Annotated in this window: 14 protein-coding genes, 2 pseudogenes and 1 other annotated feature; of the genes and pseudogenes, 5 read left to right on the top strand and 11 right to left on the bottom strand. The window is 41.0% G+C overall.

What is annotated here, in order from left to right; genetic code table 11:
- Positions 1-37: 37 nt before the first annotated feature.
- The 4 genes from addA to ABT996_RS07005 form a co-directional block, all read right to left on the bottom strand.
- A complete protein-coding gene (addA, locus tag ABT996_RS07020) occupies positions 38-3781 on the bottom strand; it encodes a helicase-exonuclease AddAB subunit AddA (RefSeq protein ID WP_035448450.1) in 3744 nt (1247 codons plus the stop codon).
- Positions 3781-7314: a PD-(D/E)XK nuclease family protein gene (locus tag ABT996_RS07015; protein ID WP_035448451.1), complete on the bottom strand. Its 3534-nt coding sequence runs from the start codon at positions 7312-7314 to the stop codon at positions 3781-3783. Before ABT996_RS07015 ends, addA begins: the two co-directional genes overlap by 1 nt.
- 87 nt (positions 7315-7401) lie before the next feature.
- Positions 7402-8373, bottom strand: coding sequence for a ribose-phosphate diphosphokinase (locus ABT996_RS07010; protein ID WP_035448453.1), 972 nt, complete (start codon positions 8371-8373; stop codon positions 7402-7404).
- 77 nt (positions 8374-8450) lie between these two features.
- Positions 8451-9626: an acetate/propionate family kinase gene (locus ABT996_RS07005; protein ID WP_035448455.1), complete on the bottom strand. Its 1176-nt coding sequence runs from the start codon at positions 9624-9626 to the stop codon at positions 8451-8453.
- 239 nt (positions 9627-9865) lie between these two features.
- Between ABT996_RS07005 and apf the strand changes: the two genes are divergently transcribed.
- The 5 genes from apf (at position 9866) to nrdF (ending at position 14350) form a co-directional block, all read left to right on the top strand.
- A complete protein-coding gene (gene apf / locus ABT996_RS07000) occupies positions 9866-10453 on the top strand; it encodes an aggregation-promoting factor (RefSeq protein WP_035448457.1) in 588 nt (195 codons plus the stop codon).
- 168 nt (positions 10454-10621) lie between these two features.
- Positions 10622-10852: a glutaredoxin-like protein NrdH gene (nrdH, locus tag ABT996_RS06995; RefSeq protein WP_004051414.1), complete on the top strand. Its 231-nt coding sequence runs from the start codon at positions 10622-10624 to the stop codon at positions 10850-10852.
- On the top strand, positions 10849-11223 hold the full coding sequence (gene nrdI / locus ABT996_RS06990; RefSeq protein WP_035448459.1) for a class Ib ribonucleoside-diphosphate reductase assembly flavoprotein NrdI: 375 nt from the start codon (positions 10849-10851) through the stop codon (positions 11221-11223). The genes nrdH and nrdI overlap by 4 nt, the downstream gene beginning before the upstream one ends.
- Positions 11213-13384 carry a class 1b ribonucleoside-diphosphate reductase subunit alpha gene (gene nrdE, locus ABT996_RS06985; protein ID WP_035448478.1) on the top strand — a complete coding sequence of 724 codons (2172 nt, stop codon included), beginning with the start codon at positions 11213-11215 and terminating at the stop codon, positions 13382-13384. The genes nrdI and nrdE overlap by 11 nt, the downstream gene beginning before the upstream one ends.
- A gap of 15 nt (positions 13385-13399) precedes the next feature.
- Complete coding sequence (gene nrdF / locus ABT996_RS06980; protein ID WP_035448461.1) at positions 13400-14350, top strand: class 1b ribonucleoside-diphosphate reductase subunit beta; 951 nt, start codon at positions 13400-13402, stop codon at positions 14348-14350.
- Positions 14351-14411: 61 nt separating this feature from the next.
- Here nrdF and ABT996_RS06975 read toward each other — a convergent pair whose 3' ends face one another.
- The 7 genes and pseudogenes from ABT996_RS06975 to ABT996_RS06945 all read right to left on the bottom strand — a co-directional run.
- Positions 14412-15605: an MFS transporter gene (locus ABT996_RS06975; protein WP_035448463.1), complete on the bottom strand. Its 1194-nt coding sequence runs from the start codon at positions 15603-15605 to the stop codon at positions 14412-14414.
- A 626-nt stretch (positions 15606-16231) separates the two neighbouring features.
- Entirely contained in the window at positions 16232-18817 is a 2586-nt protein-coding gene (mprF, locus tag ABT996_RS06970; protein WP_035448465.1) for a bifunctional lysylphosphatidylglycerol flippase/synthetase MprF, read from the bottom strand.
- A 91-nt stretch (positions 18818-18908) separates the two neighbouring features.
- Positions 18909-19862, bottom strand: coding sequence for a glutathione S-transferase family protein (locus ABT996_RS06965; protein WP_035448467.1), 954 nt, complete (start codon positions 19860-19862; stop codon positions 18909-18911).
- A 248-nt stretch (positions 19863-20110) separates the two neighbouring features.
- Positions 20111-20476 (bottom strand): 50S ribosomal protein L7/L12, encoded by a 366-nt coding sequence (gene rplL / locus ABT996_RS06960; RefSeq protein WP_004051402.1) that lies wholly within the window; start codon positions 20474-20476, stop codon positions 20111-20113.
- A 64-nt stretch (positions 20477-20540) separates the two neighbouring features.
- Positions 20541-21044, bottom strand: a complete 504-nt coding sequence (rplJ, locus tag ABT996_RS06955) for a 50S ribosomal protein L10 (protein ID WP_004051400.1) — start codon at positions 21042-21044, stop codon at positions 20541-20543.
- 33 nt (positions 21045-21077) lie between these two features.
- Positions 21078-21196, bottom strand: a sequence feature (ribosomal protein L10 leader region).
- Between the two features lie 91 nt (positions 21197-21287).
- Positions 21288-21572: pseudogene (locus ABT996_RS06950) on the bottom strand (protein adenylyltransferase Fic); the annotation flags it as partial.
- A gap of 191 nt (positions 21573-21763) precedes the next feature.
- Positions 21764-21873 (bottom strand): annotated as a pseudogene (locus ABT996_RS06945) (zinc ribbon domain-containing protein); the annotation flags it as partial.

Raw genomic sequence — 21873 nt, 5'->3', positions numbered from 1 at the left:
AGTAGGTCCCTTGTCGTATTATTTTATTTGTTAGACATCACGGTAATTCAACAGCTTGATCAAGTTCAACTAAATAAAGATATTTATGGGGCACAGGTTTATTTAAGATCTGCTCCAAAGCCGTTTGATATAAATTCAACTGACCTTGATAGCGTTGTTTGATCTTTTCGACTCCATCTTCACCATAAACATGATCGGTCTTGTAATCAAATAAAACGACCTCATCATTTTCAGTGATAAAATAACCATCCATGATCCCGTGGACTAAGATCGGATCGGTCAAGGTCTCATCTAACTCCTCAAAAACTTTACCCGCTGGCAAGACCATCGAAAAAGCTACTTCGCGCTTAGCCCGCGTATGATTTTTTAAGAGCTCTTGGCCTAACGGTGTCGTATAAAAAGCTACGAGCTTAGCAACATCGATCCGTTTAGCGACTTCAGGCGTGATCAAGCCATCAGCGGTCAAACGTTGTAATAAAGCATTGACCGTTGTGATCGTTGGGATCTGAGTCAGATCCGATTCTTGGAAGAGCAAGTGAACAGCCGTCCCGATGGCAGCTGGCGTCACTTGAACTTCTTCTGTCATAAAGCGCGGTTTTCTAAAATCACCGACTTCACGATTAGCCGTTGTCTCGGGCGTGATCTTTGCCATTTTCTCAAGGTCAGGATCATCAAACAAACGCTTGATATCCGAAACAGCTTGATAGGCAGCAGTCCTAGTTGCCGCTTCATGTTGATACTTACCTGCTAGGATCTGATCGATCTTAGTTATCATCTCAGGGGTAAGTTTGGTTTGGGCTGTGGTTTGCTCATCAAACCACTTAGTTAGATCTACTTGCGCTAGCCGTTGTTCATCCGCAATATCGTTGTAATTAGCAAAATCCAATGCAAATTCGGCTGGTATCTCATCTAAAGCTGGGTGTGGTCGCACTAAGAGATCAAATGCTTGAGCAATATTTTCCCGCCGTGCAACTGCGGGCAAGATCCAATCCATGAAATTTTTGGCATTGGCGCGAACATCATCTGGCAATAACAATTCAGAAGTTTGAGCCTTTTCGACCAGTTTTTCCACTTGTTCTCGTGAATCATAGCCTGCCACGATAAAGAGTTTTTCTTTGGCCCGGGTCAAGGCAACATATAACAAGCGCATCTTTTCAGCGGCACTCTTATTTCTAGCGGTTTGTTTAGCAAGATTTTTGACCAAAGTCTCATGTTCGATCCGGCGCTCTTGATCTAAGTAATTCATCGCTAGACCAGCTTTTTCACTTAAAATATACTTTTTATCCAGTGAACGCATATTGAATTTTTTAGCCGCATCGATCAAAAATACGATCGGAAATTCCAGCCCCTTACTGCCGTGGATCGTCATGATATTTACCGTGTCATCGCTTGTCTTTAAGACCGCCTCGGAGAGATCATCTTGTTTTTCTTGCATCTTTTTGATAAAACCAATGAACTGAAATAGTCCCTTAAAACTGCTCTGTTCATACATCGCGGCTCTTTCATAAAGTGCATGCAGATTAGCTTGGCGCTGGGGCCCTCCTGGCATGCCACCGACATAATCCAAAAAGCCTGTCTGCTCATAGATCGCTAGGATCAAGGTAGCCAGTTCATTTTGATGCGCCAGATCTCTAAAGCCTTGCAATTGCTCCATAAAACGTGTGATCTTAGCATAAAGCGCTTGGACAAACGGTTCTTTTCCTTGATTGCTTGGATCTTGATAGAATTTTTCTAGGGCGTGGAAATAATCCCCGCTCTTATCATTGATCCGCAGATAGGCTAACTCATTTTCCTTTAGCCCCACGATCGGTGAACGTAAGACCGCAGCAAGCTCGATATCTTGGTAAGGATTATCGATCAAAGCTAAAAGCGCCAACATGATCCGCAATTCCGTTGTTTGAAAATAATTTTGGGACTTCTGCACATAAAATGGGATCTCTAGTCGCTTCAACTCTTCAGATAACAATAGATGATTGGTCCGTGTCTCTGATAAGATCGCAATATCGCCGTATGTGATCGGACGCATCTGGCCTGATCCTCGGTCATAGATCTCAAACTTTTCATCATGCAATTCTTTGATCTTCTTAGCCACTAAAGCGATCTGACCTTCTTGATTGGAATTGATCTCAAAGTCAGGCCCCATCGCTTCTGGTTCTTGATCCCAACGCATTTTTAATGGCTTTTTAGCTGGATCATTCAAAGGATCTTCTTCCGAGGTATATAACAAGATCTCAGTCGGTAGCGACATTTCCGGGTAATCCTTAGCTCCATAAACTAACTGCGCATTTTTGTCATAATCCATTTCCCCGATCTTTTGATCCATGATCTGTGAAAAGATAAAGTTCGTCGTTGCCGTGATATTTTCAGCTGAGCGGAAATTCTCAGCCAAAATGATCCGCTCGTTTGGATCATCTGAGCGACCAAATCTCTGATATTTACCTAAAAATAGTGTTGGATCAGCCAAACGAAACGCATAGATCGACTGCTTGACATCCCCTACCATGAACATGTTATCCTGCGCCAAAGTCGTCAAGATCGCTTCTTGCAGTTGATTAGTATCTTGATACTCATCGACCATGATCTCTTTGTAGCGTGCTTGCAAGAGTTCTTTGACACTTGTATCTTCTTGTTGGCGTAAGATCTTTAACGTCAGGTGTTCTAGATCACTAAATTCCAAGACATGGCGCCGTTTTTTCTCTGCTTGATAGCGGCGCATGAAGCGTAAGACCACTTCAGCTGCCTTTTTAGCCAAGATCTCAGCTTGTGTAAATAGCTCAATGGCCTCACTTTCTTGGGCATTAAAATAATTACTCAAAAGTTCGCTCAACTGCTTTTTCGTCTCATCACGCAGCGCTTGAGCTTGATTTTTTAGCACTTTTTGTTCATCATCCAAGCGGGCTGCAGGGGCCCGTTTGAATTCGACCGCCTCTAAAGTCACTTTTAGCTCGTTATACGAGATCGTTGACAGATCAAGCTCAGCTAATTTACACAGCGCTTGCTCTTCTGTATGATAAAGAGCCTTTAATTTTGCTAACTTATCTTCTGGATCATCGATCTCCTCTAAGATCTGCGCTGCTTGCCCCATATAGTTGGCAAATTTTTGCAGTTGCTCAGCGACGTACGGCATGAATTCATTGCGATAAAAACCACTTTGCTCTAAATTACCCGCTTCCAAATGATAATTTTTAGCCAAATCTTCAAGCCAAGCTTTGGGATCAGGATTGACATTGGCAAAATCAAATAACTCCATCACAAGTTCAGTCAAGCCATCATCACTGCGATCATTAGAAAAATTCAAGGTCAGCTGTTCGAACAAGGGATCTAACTTACCGTAAAGTTCTTCCCGCAGATCTTCCCAAACACTTTCGCGCAGTAAAGCCCGCTCTGTTTCATCAGTCAACAAGCGAAAATCAGGATCGACCTGGGCTAAATAGTAATATTTTTGGACCATACGCAAGCAAAATGCATCGATCGTACTGATATCAGCTACATTGAGTTTTGTCAGTTGTTGTAGGTAAAACCGCTTAGTCTCAGGGTCGGCTTCAGCATTGATCGCTTGTCGCAAAGCGCCTTGGATCCGTTCTTTCATTTCCCGCGCGGCTGCTTCAGTAAAGGTCAAGATCAACATCTCATCCACCGCAGTTTTCTCTTTGATCTTCCTGATAACACGTTCGACCAACACCCGGGTCTTCCCTGAGCCGGCTGAAGCAGCAACTAAAATATTTTTGCCTTCATCGTTGATCGCCTGGAGCTGACCAGGTGTAAATTTGATCTCAGCCATTATTTTTCCTCCTCAGCTTGTAAAAGTTTTAAAATATCGGCGGGCTTTTCCGTTGGGAGCCGATAATAATTATTTTCAGGTAGCATCGGATCAAACTGCATGATCGCTTCATATGGTGTGTATTGTAACGCCGAACCATCTTTGAACAAGGCGGGCATCAGATCGAGCCGCCCACTAAAGATCATATCCGTTGCTTGTTTGATCAATTCTTCATTGTGTAACAACCACGCCTCCAACTGATCGGCAGTCACTAATTGTGCGCCGGTTGCTTTATAACTCCCATTCTTATTTCGTCTAAAAGGATAGATCAATGAATTACCTGAACTCTCGAGCAAGCTTTCATCTAGCCCCTCTAACACATCGGTCTGATCTAGCAATAGCCCATTATATTTGTTCTTTTTGAGCACTTCATCTTCATAAACAGCTTGATAGATCTCTTTTTGCTTGAAGGTCGGATTGTAAAGGTGCATATACATCGCACCAGCTGTCGCGATCTGCTCTTTTGTAGCATCTTTAACTAAAGTCGTCTTATTCTTGAGTAAAGCATCCAAATACGTCAATAATTGTAGCGCTAAGCCAAAATAAGCTTTCGCATGGTCAAATTTCTTTGCGCTCGACTTGTAATCGACCAAACTTAGATAATGCTTATCCCCTAAAACCAATTCGTCGATCCGATCGATCTTACCACGCACGGTCACTAAACGATCATTTGGTGTGGTGAATTGCAGCCCAGCTAGACCGGATAATTCACCTACATGTCCAAATAAAGCTTCGGTCTGGATCGTCTTTAACTTGCTGAATTGCCGCTGTTTGTGGATTGCTCCCCCAACTTGTTTAGCCGCTGCATTCAATTGTCGCGCCAAAAAACGCATTCGGTTAGAACTATCCAAGATCTTAAACTGTGGTAAACGTTTAGTCAGTTCGACACTTTCTCTAAAGTAAGCATCAAATTCGGGCCCCTTTAATAACTTGAGATCTTGCCCATTTTTTAAGAGCAATTTGAAAAATGTATCGAGCAACGTATGGAAGTATTCACCTGTATTGGCTGCGTTCATCTCAAATATCTCACGTTCTTTTAAGCCCAAACCGTATTTTAGGAAATATTCATACGGATTAGCATAAAAGTCTTCTAGCCGCGAGATCGAGGTCTTTAATTCTTTACCATACAAGCCTTTGACACTTTCAGGGGTCAGTTGCTCAGGAATATTTTTATAGTCCAAACTCCGATTTAACTGCTCAAACAACGGTTTAGTCGCAGGATCTTGTTGAAAGCTTTGGAATAGATGATCCCAAACTTCGGGTAATTCCCGCTGTTCGGTGATCGCTTGACGTTCGACTTTGATGAGTTCACTCATTGTGGTCCGTTTAGTACCGATATAATTTAAAGCATCACTCGTTCCATCATTTTTATGGGCGTGGCTCAATGGAAGCTCTAAAGCTTGTTTGATCCGCTCGACATAGGGTGAACATTTGAGATTGAGCTGATCATTATCACTTCGCGGATAACTCAAAAAGAGTTTTTGGGTCGGCGTCAAGAAGGCAAGATAATTCAAAAAAGGCTCATTGGCTAAAACATGTTCAGTATCATCGGGTAGGTAACTCGTTTCACTTAGAGTCGGCTGTAACATTTCCTTATCATGATCGGAAAATAACCCTTCACTGACAGCAACGTCGGGCATCACTAAATCTGTCGCCCCTAAAAGCATGACGACTTTTTTGTCATTTGGTTGGACCATCCCGCTTTCAGAGATGACAACTTGATCCAAAGTCGTTGGGACTTGACTATAGGTTGCTCCTTCAAAACCTGCTTGGAGCAGATCTAAGAAATCTTGGGGCTCAAATGGCTGCTCACCTAAGATCTCCACATACTCATCTAAAAGATCACAAAAAGTCCCCCAGACCTGTTCTTCACGCGTTGAAGCATCGACCTTCCCAGCCTTTAAAGCCTGCTTACGCCAAAGATCTAACTGTTCAACTACGCCGGCATCGACTAAAAATTCATATAACAAACTGGCAGCAGCTTTTCCGGTACTAGCTTTAGCCAACTTCGCATAAAACGGTGGCAAGAGTTCTTTTACATAATTTTTGATCAGATTGATCTTAGCGGTGATCACATCTTCATTTTTCGTTCGTGCGCCAAAATCACTAGTTCCAAACCGATAGTAGACCCAATCTTCACCTAACCATCCCTTTTTACGGTAGCCAAATTTAAGGACTTGATTTTCGGCTAGATCAAGAGCTTGGCGATACTCGGCTAATGGTATGAATTTACCTTCACATTTTGGTAACAACAACTCTGTCTTCAACAAGCGCATCATATCTTCATAGCGGTAGTTGCGCTGTTCGACCAAAAAGAGGGCTTGGATCAATTCGACCAAGGGATGATCGGACATCTTTTTTTGCAGATCGGTAAAAAATGGGATCTCAAATTGCTCAAATGTCGGTTGCAAAATATTTTTATACGGATCTAGATGGCGCGTCAATAATAAGAAATCTTGGTAACGATAGCCCTCAAGTAAGACCATCTGGCGGATCTTTGTGGCTAAACATTTAACTTCTTCTAAACGATCATCAGCCTCGATGAGTTGGAGATCACCTTGCAACTTAGCGGTCAAGGTAAATGGTTTTAGATCATTTGAAGCAATCCAATAGTCTTCCAGCGTAACTAGATCAGCACTGACACGGTCTTGTTTAGCAAAACTATCGACCATGACTTTAACATGTTCTTGGCGTGCTAACTGATACAAGCGATAATACACCTGACCTGAGCGGTAAAAAAGCTCACTTGCTTCTGGAGCATGATGGACATATGGACGATCCAAGACTAAAGAAACGGTCACTTGTTCTGCATTTTGCAATAAACTAGTAATGATCTGATATTCGCCGGCGTTGAACTGGGAAAAGCCATCCAAGATAAAATAACTGTGACTAAGCTCACTTTGCGCCAACTTTTTAGCTAAGGCTTCTAGCATATTAGCTGTTCCAAGGTATTTTCCCTGGATATGTTGCTCAAATTCCCGATAAACGATACTTAGATCGTGCAACTTAGCTACTAGATCGGTATCTTTACTCTGTTCTAACATCTCATAACTATGCCACAGATCCTCACTTGTGATCAAAGCTAAACTCAATTCGATCAATTGACCAGCTAATTGTGACACAAAGCCAGTCTGGGTCTGCTCACTCTTAAAGATCGTCAATTCATCGTTTTTAGTCCGCAAGATCTTATGGACCAACATATTAGCTCCAGCAGCCGATAGTCGGGGCAACTGGTAGCTAGGATCGTTTTTCATAAAATACCAAGCCAACCGTGAAAAAGAAAGGATCTGGATATCCGTAGCGGCTAATAGATCTTGATCTCTACTTTGCCGTAACTGATCTAAAATTGAAACTTCAGCCGCAAACTTTATATGATTGGGAACGATGTAATATATTTTGGCTTTAGGATCAGTTTGACTGATGTTTTTTATCTGCTCTAACAGTAACGTCTGGTGGTCTTTAGCCGCTGTGCCTAGCACAAAATTCAAACTCATAACTTTTTTCCCTTTCTAAATGTAATTTACACCAATTATATCAAAGCAAAACAAAAAAGGCTCTGTTTAAAACAGAACCCCTTTTCATTAAATATTATCGTTGTTATTGAACAAACTATCTACCGAACGATTGTGATAGATCAAAGAAATTGCTTTCGCAAAAATCGGTGCGATCGATAAAACTTTTAGCTTGGAGAATTGCTTGTTTTCTGGGATCGCGATCGTATCTGTTACCACAACTTCTTTATATGGTGATTCTTCTAACTCTTCGACGGCACTTCCTGAAAAGACCGGATGCGTTGCACAAGCATAGATCTCACGTGCGCCCGCCTTATCCAAAGCTGCCGCTGCATCGGCCATCTTACCACCAGTATCGATCATATCATCAAAGACGATGCAGTTATGGCCACTGACATCACCAATGATCGAAGAATTCTCGATATCTAAACGAGTATCATCGCGTTTATCAACGATCGCGATCGGTGCTTTCAAGAGATCTGCTAGATTTCTTGCACCCTTAACACTATTATGGTCAGGCGCTACGACAACAACGTCTTCACAAATGCCTTTTTGCTTAAAGTAAGCGGCTTGTTCGTAGATCGCTAACAAATGATCCACTGGAATGTTGAAGAAGCCTTGTAACTGGCCTGCATGTAGGTCCATGGTCACAACTCGATCAGCCCCAGCTAAAGTGATGAAATTAGCGATCATCTTAGCTGTGATCGGTTCACGCGAACGTGCTTTACGGTCAGCACGTGCATAACCATAATAAGGAATAACTGCATTGATCGAACCAGCACTGGAGCGTCGCAACGCATCCATCATGACCATCAATTCCATAAAGTTTTCATTAACCGGATCAGCGACTGATTGCACGATGAACACATCGTCTCCACGCACACTTTCATTGATGTTGATTTGGATCTCACCATCACTGAAATGCTTGACTGAAGCATCACATAACTTGATCCCCAGTTCATCTGCGATCTTTTGTGCCAATGCTTGATTGGAATTCAATGCAAATAACTTGATATTTGCATTTTCTTGCATTTTTTCCATAAATTCCTCCAGATTTTGTCTAATTGCCGTTCAGCTTAATTATTAGAGACACAGTATATGTTGATTATAACATATTATTAGTCCAGTTGGGCCTTGATCTGTTGGACCATTGCGAGCTCTTCGTTAGTTGGAACTAGCATCACTTTGACTTTTGAAGTTTCCGTGGAGATCACACCTTCATGGTTAGCTTCATTTAGCTCTTGGTCTAATTGAACGCCTAAACAAGCTAAGCGTTGGCAAACATCAGCGCGTAACCATGGGTTGTTTTCCCCGATCCCACCGGCAAAGACCAACACATCGGCCCCACCTAATTGGGCAAAATAACTTCCGACATATGACACGATCTTATTTAGGTAAACATCTAAAGCTAACTTGCAACGTTGATCAGCTTGATTAGCTTTGATATCACGCATGTCATCCGAATAGCCTGACAATCCTAATAGCCCTGACTTTTGGTTAAAGAGCTCAAGAACTTCATCGGCTGTTTTATTGAGTTTCTTCATTAAAAATGGCACGATTGAAGGATCAACATCCCCAGCTCGGGTCCCCATCGTTAGTCCGGTCAAAGGCGTGAATCCCATCGAACTAGCAAAGGCTTTTCCATCTTTAACAGCTGAAACAGATGAGCCACTCCCCAAGTGCAAAGTTATCAATTTAAGATCAGCCAACGGTTTTTCTAAAAGATCAGCTGTCTTTTGCGCCAAATATTCATGACTGATCCCGTGTTCACCATAACGTCTGATCCCATATTTTTGCGTCAATTCATATGGCAAACTAAAGATCGCATTTTCTTCTGGCATTTGTGTAAAGAACTGGCTGTCAAAGACCGCATATTGGGGCGTATCGGGCATGACTTGTTGCATCAATTCGATGTATTTTGCTTCCATTGGATTATGTAATGGAGCATGGTCACTCAAAGCTAAGACTTCTTTGATCGCTGCTTGATCCATCTTAGTAGCTTGCGTGAATTTAGTTCCTCCAGCTACGACACGGTGACCAACACATTTAATGTCAGCTAAAGATGTGATCTCTAACTCTTGGATCTTTTCAATGATCATTTCAGCCGCTTTTTCATAAGATAGGTTATCTTGTATTTCTTGATATGTCTGATCTCCATATTTGATCTCAAACTTTGAACCTGGAGCTAACATCCGCTCTACCAAGCCCTTAGCGACGACTGATTCATCGGTCAATTCAAATAGTTTCCATTTAACTGATGAACTTCCGGCATTCATTAACAAAATTTTAGGCATTTCTGCACACCTCCGATACTTTTAAGTATAACTTAAAAAGTAAAATTCAAAAAGATGCTTTATTTTCCCATATAGATTCTATTTTTGTGGAATTTGACAATAATTAATCTGTTTGTTACATAAACGTGACAAATTGTAATTTTATCGGAATATGTATGTTATATAAAAAATGTATACTGCTAGTGTAGATAAATGAAAAGCAAGTAAATATTAAATATTTTTTTAAGGAGAGTTTACTTATGGAAATGAAGAAAGTTATTACGGGAGCTGCCGCGTTATCTGGTTTAGTTGCATTGGGCCAAACAGCAAATGCCGATGAAATTATCGTTAAAGCTGGCGATACAGTATCTGAATTAGCCCTTAAATACAACACAACGATTGATGCGATCCAACAAGCTAACAAATTACAAGATGTAAACTTGATCTTCGTTGGTCAACGCTTAGAATTTGGTAGCAACGTTTTAGCTGCTTCACAAGCTGCTCAACAACAAGCTCAACCAGCACAAGCAGCTCCACAAGCTCAAACTCAAGTCCAAGAAGCACAACCTGCACAACAGCAAACACAACAAGTGCAAACAACTGCTCCACAAACTCCATCAAACGATGCTGAAGCAAGTGCTAAAGCTTGGATCGCTAATGTTGAATCAGGTGGTTCTTATACCGCTCAAAACGGCCGTTATTATGGTAAATATCAATTGACTAACTCTTACCTTGGTGGAGATTACTCCCCAGAAAACCAAGAACGTGTAGCTGATAACTATGTTGCAAATCGTTACGGTTCTTGGCAAGCAGCTAAGTCATTTTGGCTTGCTAACGGCTGGTACTAATATCAGTTAAATATAACTTTACGGACTCAAAAAAATTTTGAGTCCGTTTTTTGCGTGGTTGAGCCAATGACACAATATCTAGCGATTAGCAGAGCAAAATTTATACTACATGTTGTGTAAATTGTGGTATACTGATATCACAATCAAATTAGAAGGGGTTTTATTCTGATGGCTTTAGATCTATATACCAAAGATAACTGCATCCAATGCAAAATGACCAAGAAGTTTTTAATGGAGAATAATATTGAATTTGGAGAACATAATATCTCCGATCATCCAGAATATATCAACTACCTAAAAGAAAAAGGTTTACGCACAGTTCCAGTTTTAGAACAAGATCACGCACCGATCATCAATGGTTTTCGGCCTGATCTCTTAAAGAAGCTGGCAGCTCAATGAAAATAATCTATTTTAGCGTCACCGGGCAGACCCGACGCTTCATCAAAAAACTTGGGCCTACCGTCGATGCCACTGAGATCGATCCAGTGGACCCACTTTTTATGGTAAATGAACCTTTCGTCTTGATCGTACCGACCTATGAAGACGAGATCACTTACCCTGTGACTGAATTTTTAGAATACGCAAATAACGCTGCATCATTAAAAGGGATCGTCGGGACCGGCAACCGTAATTTTGCAGAGTTATTTATTTTTACAGCTAAAAACTTGTCTAAAAAGTTTAATGTTCCAGTGATCTATTCGTTTGAATTCAATGGAACACCCACAGACGTCCAAAATTTCAAGGAAGCGGTGAATGAACTTGAGTCTTAAAGATATCGATATCAACAATGTTACGTACTACGACCTAAACAACCGAGTCAATATTCCTTTAAACGGTCAGATCCAACTCGACCAAGACAAAGCAGCTTTGAGCGCCTTTTTCAAGGAAAACGTCATTCCTAATACGATGACCTTTGCTTCACTTAAAGAACGCTTTGACTATTTACTAGACAATAATTATCTTGAAACACAATTTATCCAAAAATACGATTTTGCCTTCATCGAAAAGCTCTATGCGCAATTAGAAGCAGCTGATTTTCGTTTCAAGACCTTTATGGCAGCTTACAAGTTTTATACCCAATATGCGCTAAAAACCGATGATGGTAGTTATTACTTGGAAAGTTTCATCGATCGTGCAGCGATCAATGCTTTGTACTTTGCTGATGGCGATGAACAATTAGCGCTGCAACTAGCTGATGAGATCGTTCACCAACGCTATCAACCAGCAACACCAAGCTTTTTGAATGCTGGGCGAGCTCGCCGCGGTGAATTAGTTTCTTGTTTTGTTTTACAAGTTACTGATGATATGAATTCGATCGGCCGCGTGATCAACTCCGCCCTTCAACTTTCCCGGATCGGTGGTGGCGTTGGGATCACCTTGAGTAACCTGCGTTCAGCTGGCGCACCGATCAAAGGGATCAAGGGCGCAGCTTCTGGGGTCGTACCTGTTATGAAATTACTCGAAGATAGTTTTTCTTACTCCAATCAGTTAGGCCAACGTCAAGGGGCTGGGGTCGTTTATCTGAATGTTTTCCATCCCGACATCATCGACTTTTTAGCTTCCAAAAAAGAAAATGCCGATGAAAAGATCCGGGTCAAGACACTCTCTTTAGGTGTGCTCGTGCCGGATAAGTTCTACGAATTAGCCAAGCAAAACGCCGATATGTATCTCTTTGACCCATATGATGTCGAAAGAAAATACGGTACACCGTTCTCTTACGTCGATATTACAGCCGAATACGATAATCTGGTCAACGATCCTGATATCGCTAAAAAGAAGATCTCTGCTCGCTTGCTCGAAGAAGAGATCTCAAAATTACAACAAGAATCTGGCTATCCTTATGTTGTCAATGTCGATACAGCTAATAAGGCCAACCCGATCAAAGGTAAGATCATCACCAGCAACCTCTGCTCGGAGATCTTGCAAGTTCAAACACCATCTTTAGTCAACAATCAACAAGGCTATGATGTTTTAGGAACTGATATCAGCTGTAACTTAGGCTCGACCAATATTGCTAACTTGATGGACTCCCCTGATTTTGGTCGGTCTGTCGAAGCCATGACACGGGCCTTGACCTTTGTGACCGATCATTCAGATATCGATGTCGTGCCATCCGTGCAACACGGCAACCACCAAGCGCACACGATCGGACTTGGTGCTATGGGCTTACATGCCTTTTTAGCTAAAAACCAAATGCACTATGGTTCACCAGAAGCTTTGGAATTTACCAGCTTATACTTCATGTTGCTCAACTACTGGACCTTAGTTGCTTCCAACAAGATCGCTAAAGAACGCCAAACTAGCTTTGTTGGTTTTGAAGAGAGTGATTATGCCAATGGTAAATACTTCACCAAGTATTTGACTGAAGACTTTACACCACATTCTGAAAAAGTCAAAGCACTATTCAAAGATATCTTCATTCCAACTAAAGCCGATTGGGAAAAATTGAGTCAAGCAGTCAAACAAGATGGCCTTTACCATCAAAATCGCTTAGCCGTCGCACCAAATGGCTCGATCTCATATATCAATGATACGACTGCCTCACTGCAACCGATCATCAACAAGATCGAAGAACGCCAAGAAAGAAAGATCGGTAAAATTTATTATCCCGCACCATATCTTTCAAACGAAACTTTACCATACTACACTTCGGCTTACGATCTAGACATGCGTAAAGTGATCGATACTTATGCAGCCGCACAACAACATGTTGATCAAGGGATGAGTTTGACGCTCTTTATGCGTTCCTCGATCCCAGCCGGGCTTTATGAATGGAAGAATGGTCGGACTGATAAGATGACGACCCGTGACCTCTCGATCCTACGTAACTATGCTCATCATAAACAGATCAAATCGATCTACTATGTCCGCACGTTTACCGATACACAAGATGAAGTCGGGGTCAACGAATGCGAAAGCTGTGTAATTTAGCGAGGTATTTGGAAAATGGAAAACTATAAAGCAATCAACTGGAACAATTTAGAAGACCAGATCGATAAAGCAACTTGGGAAAAATTGACCGAACAATTTTGGTTGGATACTCGGATCCCCCTTTCAAACGACTTAGCGGACTGGCGGGAATTTTCCGAGGCTGATAAAGATGTCGTTGCTAAAGTCTTTGGGGGCTTAACATTATTGGATACTTTGCAATCTCAAGACGGGGTCGCAGTGCTTAAAAAAGATATCCGGACACAACAAGAAGAAGCCGTCTTCAACAATATCGAGTTTATGGAATCAGTACACGCTAAGAGTTACTCCTCGATCTTTTCAACTTTGAATACACCTAAAGAGATCGAAGAGATCTTTGCTTGGACCGATTCAAATGAGATCTTGCAATACAAGGCGCAAAAGATCAATGATATCTACCAAAACGGAACACCTTTGCAAAAGAAAGTCGCTTCCGTATTCTTGGAAACATTCCTCTTTTACTCTGGTTTTTACACACCACTCTATTGGTTGGGGCATAATAAACTCGCTAACGTGGCGGAGATCATCAAGTTGATCTTACGTGACGAATCTGTTCACGGAACTTATATTGGTTACAAGTTCCAATTGAGCTTTAACGAGTTGAGTGAAACTGAACAAGAAGAATTCAAAGGTTGGATGTATGAACTTTTGTATGATCTCTACGAAAATGAAGAAAAATACACCCATCTCCTCTATGATCAAGTTGGCTGGGTCGATGATGTTTTGACTTTCTTGCGCTATAATGCCAACAAAGCTTTGATGAATCTAGGGATGGATCCGCTCTTCCCAGATACAGCCGAAGATGTTAACCCTGTCGTTATGAACGGGATCTCCACTTCGACTTCCAATCATGACTTCTTCTCCCAAGTTGGTAATGGTTACTTACTTGGTAACGTGGAAGCTATGCAAGACAGCGATTATGAATTTTAAAAACATATAATAACAAGGGTCCCATTATGATGTAAAGATACGCATCATAATGGGACCCTTGTTATTTACTGTGAACTGTATTGTTCTTGAGCGCTAAAAAGATCACGCCTAAACTGGCAATTATCGCCAAACCAAAATTCAATAAAACTACACTTTTGACTGAAAGATATGTCAAAAGTAAACTCGACAGCAACAATGAGGCTAATGAAGCCAGACGCCCACAGCTCGAACGCAATGAAGTCAAAGATGAAATATGCGTCGGTGAAACTGTTTTGGAAAATAGCACGTTGCTGAAATATTCAAAAAGGGTGAAGATAAAGACTAAAACTAAATAACTGAGTAAAAAACTCATTTTGACTGTAAATGCTAAAAACACACTCGCACCCACTAATCCTAACATGGATGCCAAATACCAACGTTTGATCGTAGATGTGTCCAGTTTTACCGGCAAGCTATAGGCACCAAGACTTATCAGTTGGAAGATAACATAGTAAATATAAAATTGCTCCTTATCAAATCCCTGCTTCAAAAATAACGCTTGCCAGAGTTGGTGGTGAGCCTGAAAGAAAAATTGTCCTGCAATCGTCAAGGCGATCATCAGCCGTAACTGCCGTGAATGCTTGAGTTCGCTAAATCCCGTTACCATTTGTGCGACCAAGCTCTGTTTCAAATTTTGCTGTGAAATATCAGTATTTGCCTCAAGATAACCATACCTGACCGCCAAAAACGCTACTAACGTCAAGCTCACACTCACCAAATAAAACTTTATCCCCAACGAGTAATACAACCATGAACCAATTGTCCCGCCCAGCAGTAACCCGATAAGATCCAAACGATTAGTATTACTGATAAATTTAGCGACTAGGTGGCTTTGATCTTGGTGCTTGAGTTCATTTATCAGTTGTGCATCCAGCGTCCCACTTTCAAGTGCCATTGCCAAGCCATAGCACGCCCAAGCAAGTAGCATCGTCTGAAAGCTTTCACCTAACCAAACTAGCAAAAACATCCCGATCAAAAAGACTTTTGCCCATAAAAAGAGAACTTTTTTAGAATACAAATCAGCTAATAAGCCACTGGGATATTCACTGACTAAAATGACCAGACTATAAGTCGCTTGGACCAGCATGATCTGCGTCAATGATAAGCCTTTAGCAAACAAGAGCACGGTCAAAACTGCATGTGGTAAAGATGCCGCTAATGTGGTCAGAATAGTTGCTAAATAAAATATTTTGATATTTTTATGTAGTTGTAACAAAGCACTCCCCCCTTTGATTTGTTACAGATTATAGCACAGAACTTAAATTCCCCAAATCCATTCAATAAAAATAGACTCCAGCTAACAACTGGAGCCAAATTTTAAGAATTATATCCAAATATAACCACAAATATCATTCCATACACCATAAGCAAACTGATAAGGCCAAAGATCACAACAAGCCCGACCTTAGCCAAGGACGACATTTTTTTAGTTTTGATCACAATGAGCATAATCACTAAACTTGCTACTAAAATAGTTAAGAGTGGTAAGAAAAATATCACTTTGAGCAACATAAGCTGTAAAAAACCGTCCATCTTTCTCAACCCTTTCTATTCTACAAGTAAAATTCCACGTACCATAGAATAAGGAGCGCAAGTATTACGAGTACGATCTTGGCAATTGGCGGTAACTTTTTAGTTCTGATCAAAGCAATTATGCCAACTACACTTGCACCTAAGATAATTAGCGGTAACCAAAAAAATATTGCATTTACCCAAATAAAATACAGTAGATCCTTCATTTTCCCCGATCCCTTCTATGTTTATTCCCACTTTAAGTATATCTGAACAACTACTGCCAAAGAAAGCAAAAAACACCCAGACACATGCCTGGATGCTTAATGTTTATTGTAAAAATCTTGGTAAGAGCAAATTGCGTCTGGTGCCCTTTTTGATATGCTTTTGGTTGACAGTCAATGTCACTAAGATCATCGCATCGACTAATGAAGTCCGCTTTCGATAAGCCGTATATTTAGCGCTCCACTTGGTGACATATTTGTTCTTATAGGAACGTAACCCTTGGAAAGCATAGAAGCGATCACCATATTCAAAGATAAAGCGCGCAACTCGTTCACCGATAAAGCTAAAGCGTGATTCACCGACATTTGATAACGGCGCCATCCCCATATCAAAGTACTCATAGCCCTGCTCTTTACCATACTCGAATAAACTGATAAAGATCTTGTCCATGATCCCGGATGGTGCATCTTGACTGTGACGCATCAGATCGATCGATAATGTCTTTTCGTCCATCGGCATCATCGAAGCAAATGCGACTAGTTTGCCCGAAGCATCACGGATCAAACAGACCGGTGCTTCATTTAAGTAGGCTTCATCAAAGAAACCTAGTGAAAAGCCCTTTTCAACTTGTTTACCTAACCAGCTATCCGAGACTGCTTGAAGTTCAGCCATCAAGTTATCATCAAATGGTGGTTTGGCAAAAGTAAATTCATAGCCTTCACGTTCAAATTTATTCATCAAAGCACGTTGCGCCCGCCGCTTTTTACCTTGAAGCGTAAACTCACTTAGCTTGACCAAGCCTTCTTCACCTGTCTTGATAAAATCAAACCCATACTCATGCAGTAACATCGTGAAGCTCTCGTTGATCTCATAAAAGACCAATTGATAGTCATAATTATCCGCTTCTTGCATGAACGCTTGGACAGCTTCTTGGAGATAAGCATGATCGCCCACCGGTTCACCCATGATGATCAATTTATCAGTCTTGATCCGGTACATGAAAAAGAGTTTATCTTCGCCATCTTCGGTGTAAAAATACAACTCTTTATCCTGTAAAAAGGCTAGATGGCTCACTTCATTACCACCAAATTTTTCGATCACCGCCCGCACACGTTCTTTATCAAAACCAGTATTTGCAAAAATGTCTTTACCACTGCACAAATAGTTACTGATCAATAATAAGACACAAGCCGCGATCAATAAGCCGATAAACCCGGAAAGCCAGATACTTTGTGCCGGGAATAAAAAGATCGTTGGCACGCGATGATGATGCACATAGCTTGGTGAGTTGATAAACCCAACGATCGCATACAAGAAGAAGATCCCCGCAAAAATCGAGCCATCTACGATCTTTTTAATGATCGAATAGCGTAGTTGCTTGCGATAGAGCTCTTTACGTGACAAGACGACCATCACTAAGATCACACCTAAAAAGATCGCTAAAGTTGGCGTGTAGACGCGCCATAAAGTATTGACGATCCCGATCCCTAAAATGATCAATGTCGGCCAATAGGCTTTTTTGACCTTAGCTTCGATTCCACGTGCCATCCCGATCAAGGCAAATGCAAAGACAATATCGGTCAACTGGTTGATAAATAAAAAGGTGTACGGATATAGTTTTGCTAAAAATGAGTTTGAATACGCCCAATTAGGAATAGCTGCTTCTAATAACAATAAGATCCCGGAGACATATAGAAAAGCGGTCAATAATATATGGGCCGTCTTTTGCAAGATCAACTTTGGGATCCCGTTTAACTTCTGATTGACTTGACTGCCCGCATAGTGGATAAAAAAGCTCAACCCGATCCCAAAAGGAATGATGTAATAGAACAAACGGAAAAACAATAACCAGATCACGGCTTGCTCTGTGGTGACACCAAACGGCAATAACCCAAACATCATGAAGACATCAAATGAGCCCAAGCCCCCTGGCACCATGGAGACGATCCCTAATACCGAACCTGTAAAATACAACGCTAAAACGGCAGCGTAATTCGTATGTATCCCGAGTTGTTCACCGATGAAGATGAAAAATAACGCTGCAAAACCCCATTCTAACAATGAAGCTAAGATCAAGACCAGTTCTCGCTTTAAAGTCAGATCCTTAAAAAAATCTCCCTGCTTGAATTTAGTCGTTAGAAACAGGATCGGAAAATACAGTCCGCCACCGATCAGCCACGGCCAATAGCCCTTTAAATGTGGACCAAGATCAAAGCCAAAGATCAATCCTAGTGAGACCCAACAATAGAGCGATAGACCTGCTAATAAAAACAGTGCGATCTTAGATAACGCATAGACGACCTGCTTTTTACTAGCATTTTTGTGATAAAAATCAGCCCGCAAAGCTGCTCCTAAAAAGCCACCAAAACCGGCAATATTAGTCGCCGTATTAGTGATCCACCCACTGCGTAAGATGTACCACAGGCTGTATTTATCTGGTAAAAATTTAACGATCGAAAAATCATACAATAGCATGGGACTGACCGCAATAACACCGGCACCAATCATTAAAATAATACTAAATAATGATTGATCAGCGAGTCCCTGTTCAACTTGATACCAATCGACCTCGCGAAAGATCTTTCCGATTTCAAAAGTTACAAAAATCAATACTGAAAGGACAAAAATTAATTTCAGAATAGTTGCTCTTTTTTCAACGAAGCTTTTCATCTGCTGAAACGCTTGCTTCATTTTTGTAAAACCCCCTCGTAATTTATACTTTCTTAATTATACCATATGCCCCACTAAAAAAAGGCCACCCACAACAGGTGACCTAGGGAAGTTATAAACTCCAATCTTCTTTTGGTCCTACCGGCACGATCCCCGATGGATTTAAGTCTAATTGTCCGCGATAATGATGGACTTTGATATGCTCAAAGTTGACTGCATCTGCTACTCCTGGCGTATTGTACAATTGACGAACATAACGCCAAAGATTAGGATAGTCGCTCAAAAGTTTGAGGTTACATTTGTATAAGCCATAAAAGACGACATCAAAGCGCACTAAGAAAACAAATATCTTCCAGTCGCTCTCAACTGGAGCATCGCCAAGCAAATATGCTTGACCTTCTAAACGCTGTTCTAAATCATCTAACATCGTAAACACTTGCGCGACTGCTTGCTCATATTCAGACTGTGTTTTAGCATCTTTCGTCGCATTGACTTTAGCATAAAACGAATCGCAATAAACATTTAGTTCATCGATCTGGGTGCGTAAAGCCTCAGGGTAGTAATCGGTGTGATCTCCCGTCAATTCATCAAATGCCGACTCTAACATGCGCATGATGTCCGCTGATTCATTATTAACGATCTGTCCCGTCTGTTTATCAAACAAGACCGGTACGCTAGCGATCCCAGTGTAATCAGCTTTTGCTTTGGTGTAAACTTCTGGCAATGATTTGGCCCCAAAGATCGGATCAGCGATCGTGCCTGGAAAATCGCTAAATTGCCACCCATCAGCTCCCAATACCGGATCAACGACTGAGAGGCCGATATAGTCCTGTAAGCCCTTGAGATCACGCATCAATAAAGCACGACTTGCCCACGGACAACCGTAAGAAACGTACAGATGGTACCGACCTTTCTCAGCCTTAAAACCACCTTTACCTGTTGGCCCCGCTGCACCATCTGGGGTGATCCAATTACGAAAACCGGGATCGACTTGGATATCTTTGCCCTCAGCTCGCAGTTGAGCTAAACTTTTTTGCGTCCATTTACCGTTAACTAAAGTACCCATATTTTGACCTCTTTTCTTCACTTATAATTTTATTGTAGCTTTTTCCTAGCAAATACTTAACTTATTTGCCTAATCTCTAAAATCTGTACTTTGCATATTCTAAAATATTTTTTGTATATTTTAGACCACACATCAAGAACTGTCAATCAAAATCGCGCACAACAGATATTTAAATCTAAAAAAAGACGCATCCCTCAAATGAGAGATACGTTTTTTAGCAAACTGAAAGTAAATCAGTTGAGAAACTCTTATTTAAGAGTAACTTTAGCGCCAACTTCTTCAAGTTTAGCTTGGATTTCTTCAGCTTCTTCTTTAGCAACGCCTTCTTTGATAACGGAAGGAGCACCATCAACTAAGCCCTTAGCATCTTTCAAGCCAAGACCTGTGATATCCTTAACTGCTTTGATAACTTTAACTTTACCAGCACCTGGATCTGTTAATTCAACATCAAATTCGCTCTTTTCTTCTGCAGCGCCTGCAGCAGCACCTGCAGCTGCAACTGGAGCAGCAGCGGAAACACCGAATTCTTCTTCGATAGCTTTTACTAAGTCGTTTAATTCAAGAATGCTAGCTTCTTTTAAGTCAGCAATGATCTTTTCTGTATCTAAGGCCATTTTAAAATCCTCCATTTTGTAGATAATAATTATATATTTTAATTAAGCGATCAGGATGCGCGCATTAAGCTGCATCTTCTTCTTTGCTGTCGGCAACTGCCTTGACAGCGTATGCGAAGTTGCGAACTGGTGCTTGCAATACAGAAAGCAACATAGAAAGCATACCTTCGCGGTTTGGTAATTTTGCAAGAGCGTGGATCTCTTCCAAGGAAACGACCTTGCCTTCGATCATACCACCCTTGATTTCCAAAGCTTCATGATCTTCTGCGAATTTAGATAAGATACGAGCAGGAGCTGTAACATCTTCATCAGCAAAAGCAACGGCGGTAGGGCCTGAGAATGTATCATCAAGACCTTCGTAACCTGCCTTATCAGCAGCACGCTTCAAGTATGTGTTCTTGATAACACGCATTTCAACGCCTGCTTCACGTAATTCTTTACGCAAGTTAGTAACTTCTTCAACCGTTAAACCACGGTAGTCAACTACGACAACAGAACTTGCCTTTTCAAATTTTTCAACAACTTCTTCAACGATCGCAGCTTTTTTAGCGATAATTTCTTTACTCAATTGATTCACCTCCTAGTCATTGTGTCGAAACTCTTTTAAAATAAAAAAGCTCCATGTCCACCAAGACACAGAGAGAATAACCGTAACATTACTCCTCGGCAGGATATTAAGGCTTGCGCCACCTGAGTCTTAGGTAGAATCATATATTGACCTTTAGTATATTACCATGCAATAGATCGTGCGTCAAGTATATTTGCAAAATAAATTTTAAAATCTGAGTACAAATATCCTACAGCATGAGTTTTACTTCAAATCTTCAGTTTTATAGGTATTAAAACCTTCATAGTAATATGAAACATCGATCCCCTTGAAAAAACTTTCCTTACTCAGATCATCCGTCAAATTATTTTGCAAAAGATATTTGAGTTCACCGGTCGAAACAGGACTGCGCTTCATTGCATTCAGGTATTCGTTTTTATCGATATTATTCCAGGCTACGATCTTACCTAATTTAGCTCTTAGCAGATTATCGAGCCACAAACGCATACTCCGCCCATTTCCTTCACGAAAAGGATGCGCAATATTCATCTGCTATATAAAATGTAGAACAATATGGAAGTTTAAGTACATTCTTCTACACTGTTAGAAAGAATTATATAGTTTTTCCTTTCCTAATTTTATTTACTGCCGTCAATATTAGTATTCCCATATCCTAACGAGAGGGTAATGACAGTGACTAACTCTTACAGTTTAAGGGTGTAGCCCATCCCTGTATTTTTTTAATTAATTAAAGCCAAAAGATTGTAAACCGCATTTTCATCTCGGTCCATAACACTTCCGCATTCATAACAGATATATTCGTTATGCTTAGTTCCATGCTTTAGGTTAC

This window comes from Ligilactobacillus sp. RTP31139st1_D10_RTP31139_211217 (genome assembly GCF_040226755.1).
Classification (GTDB): domain Bacteria; phylum Bacillota; class Bacilli; order Lactobacillales; family Lactobacillaceae; genus Ligilactobacillus; species Ligilactobacillus animalis.
Note: the sequence above shows the minus strand (reverse complement) of the source record. Positions and strands in the feature narration are given on the sequence as shown.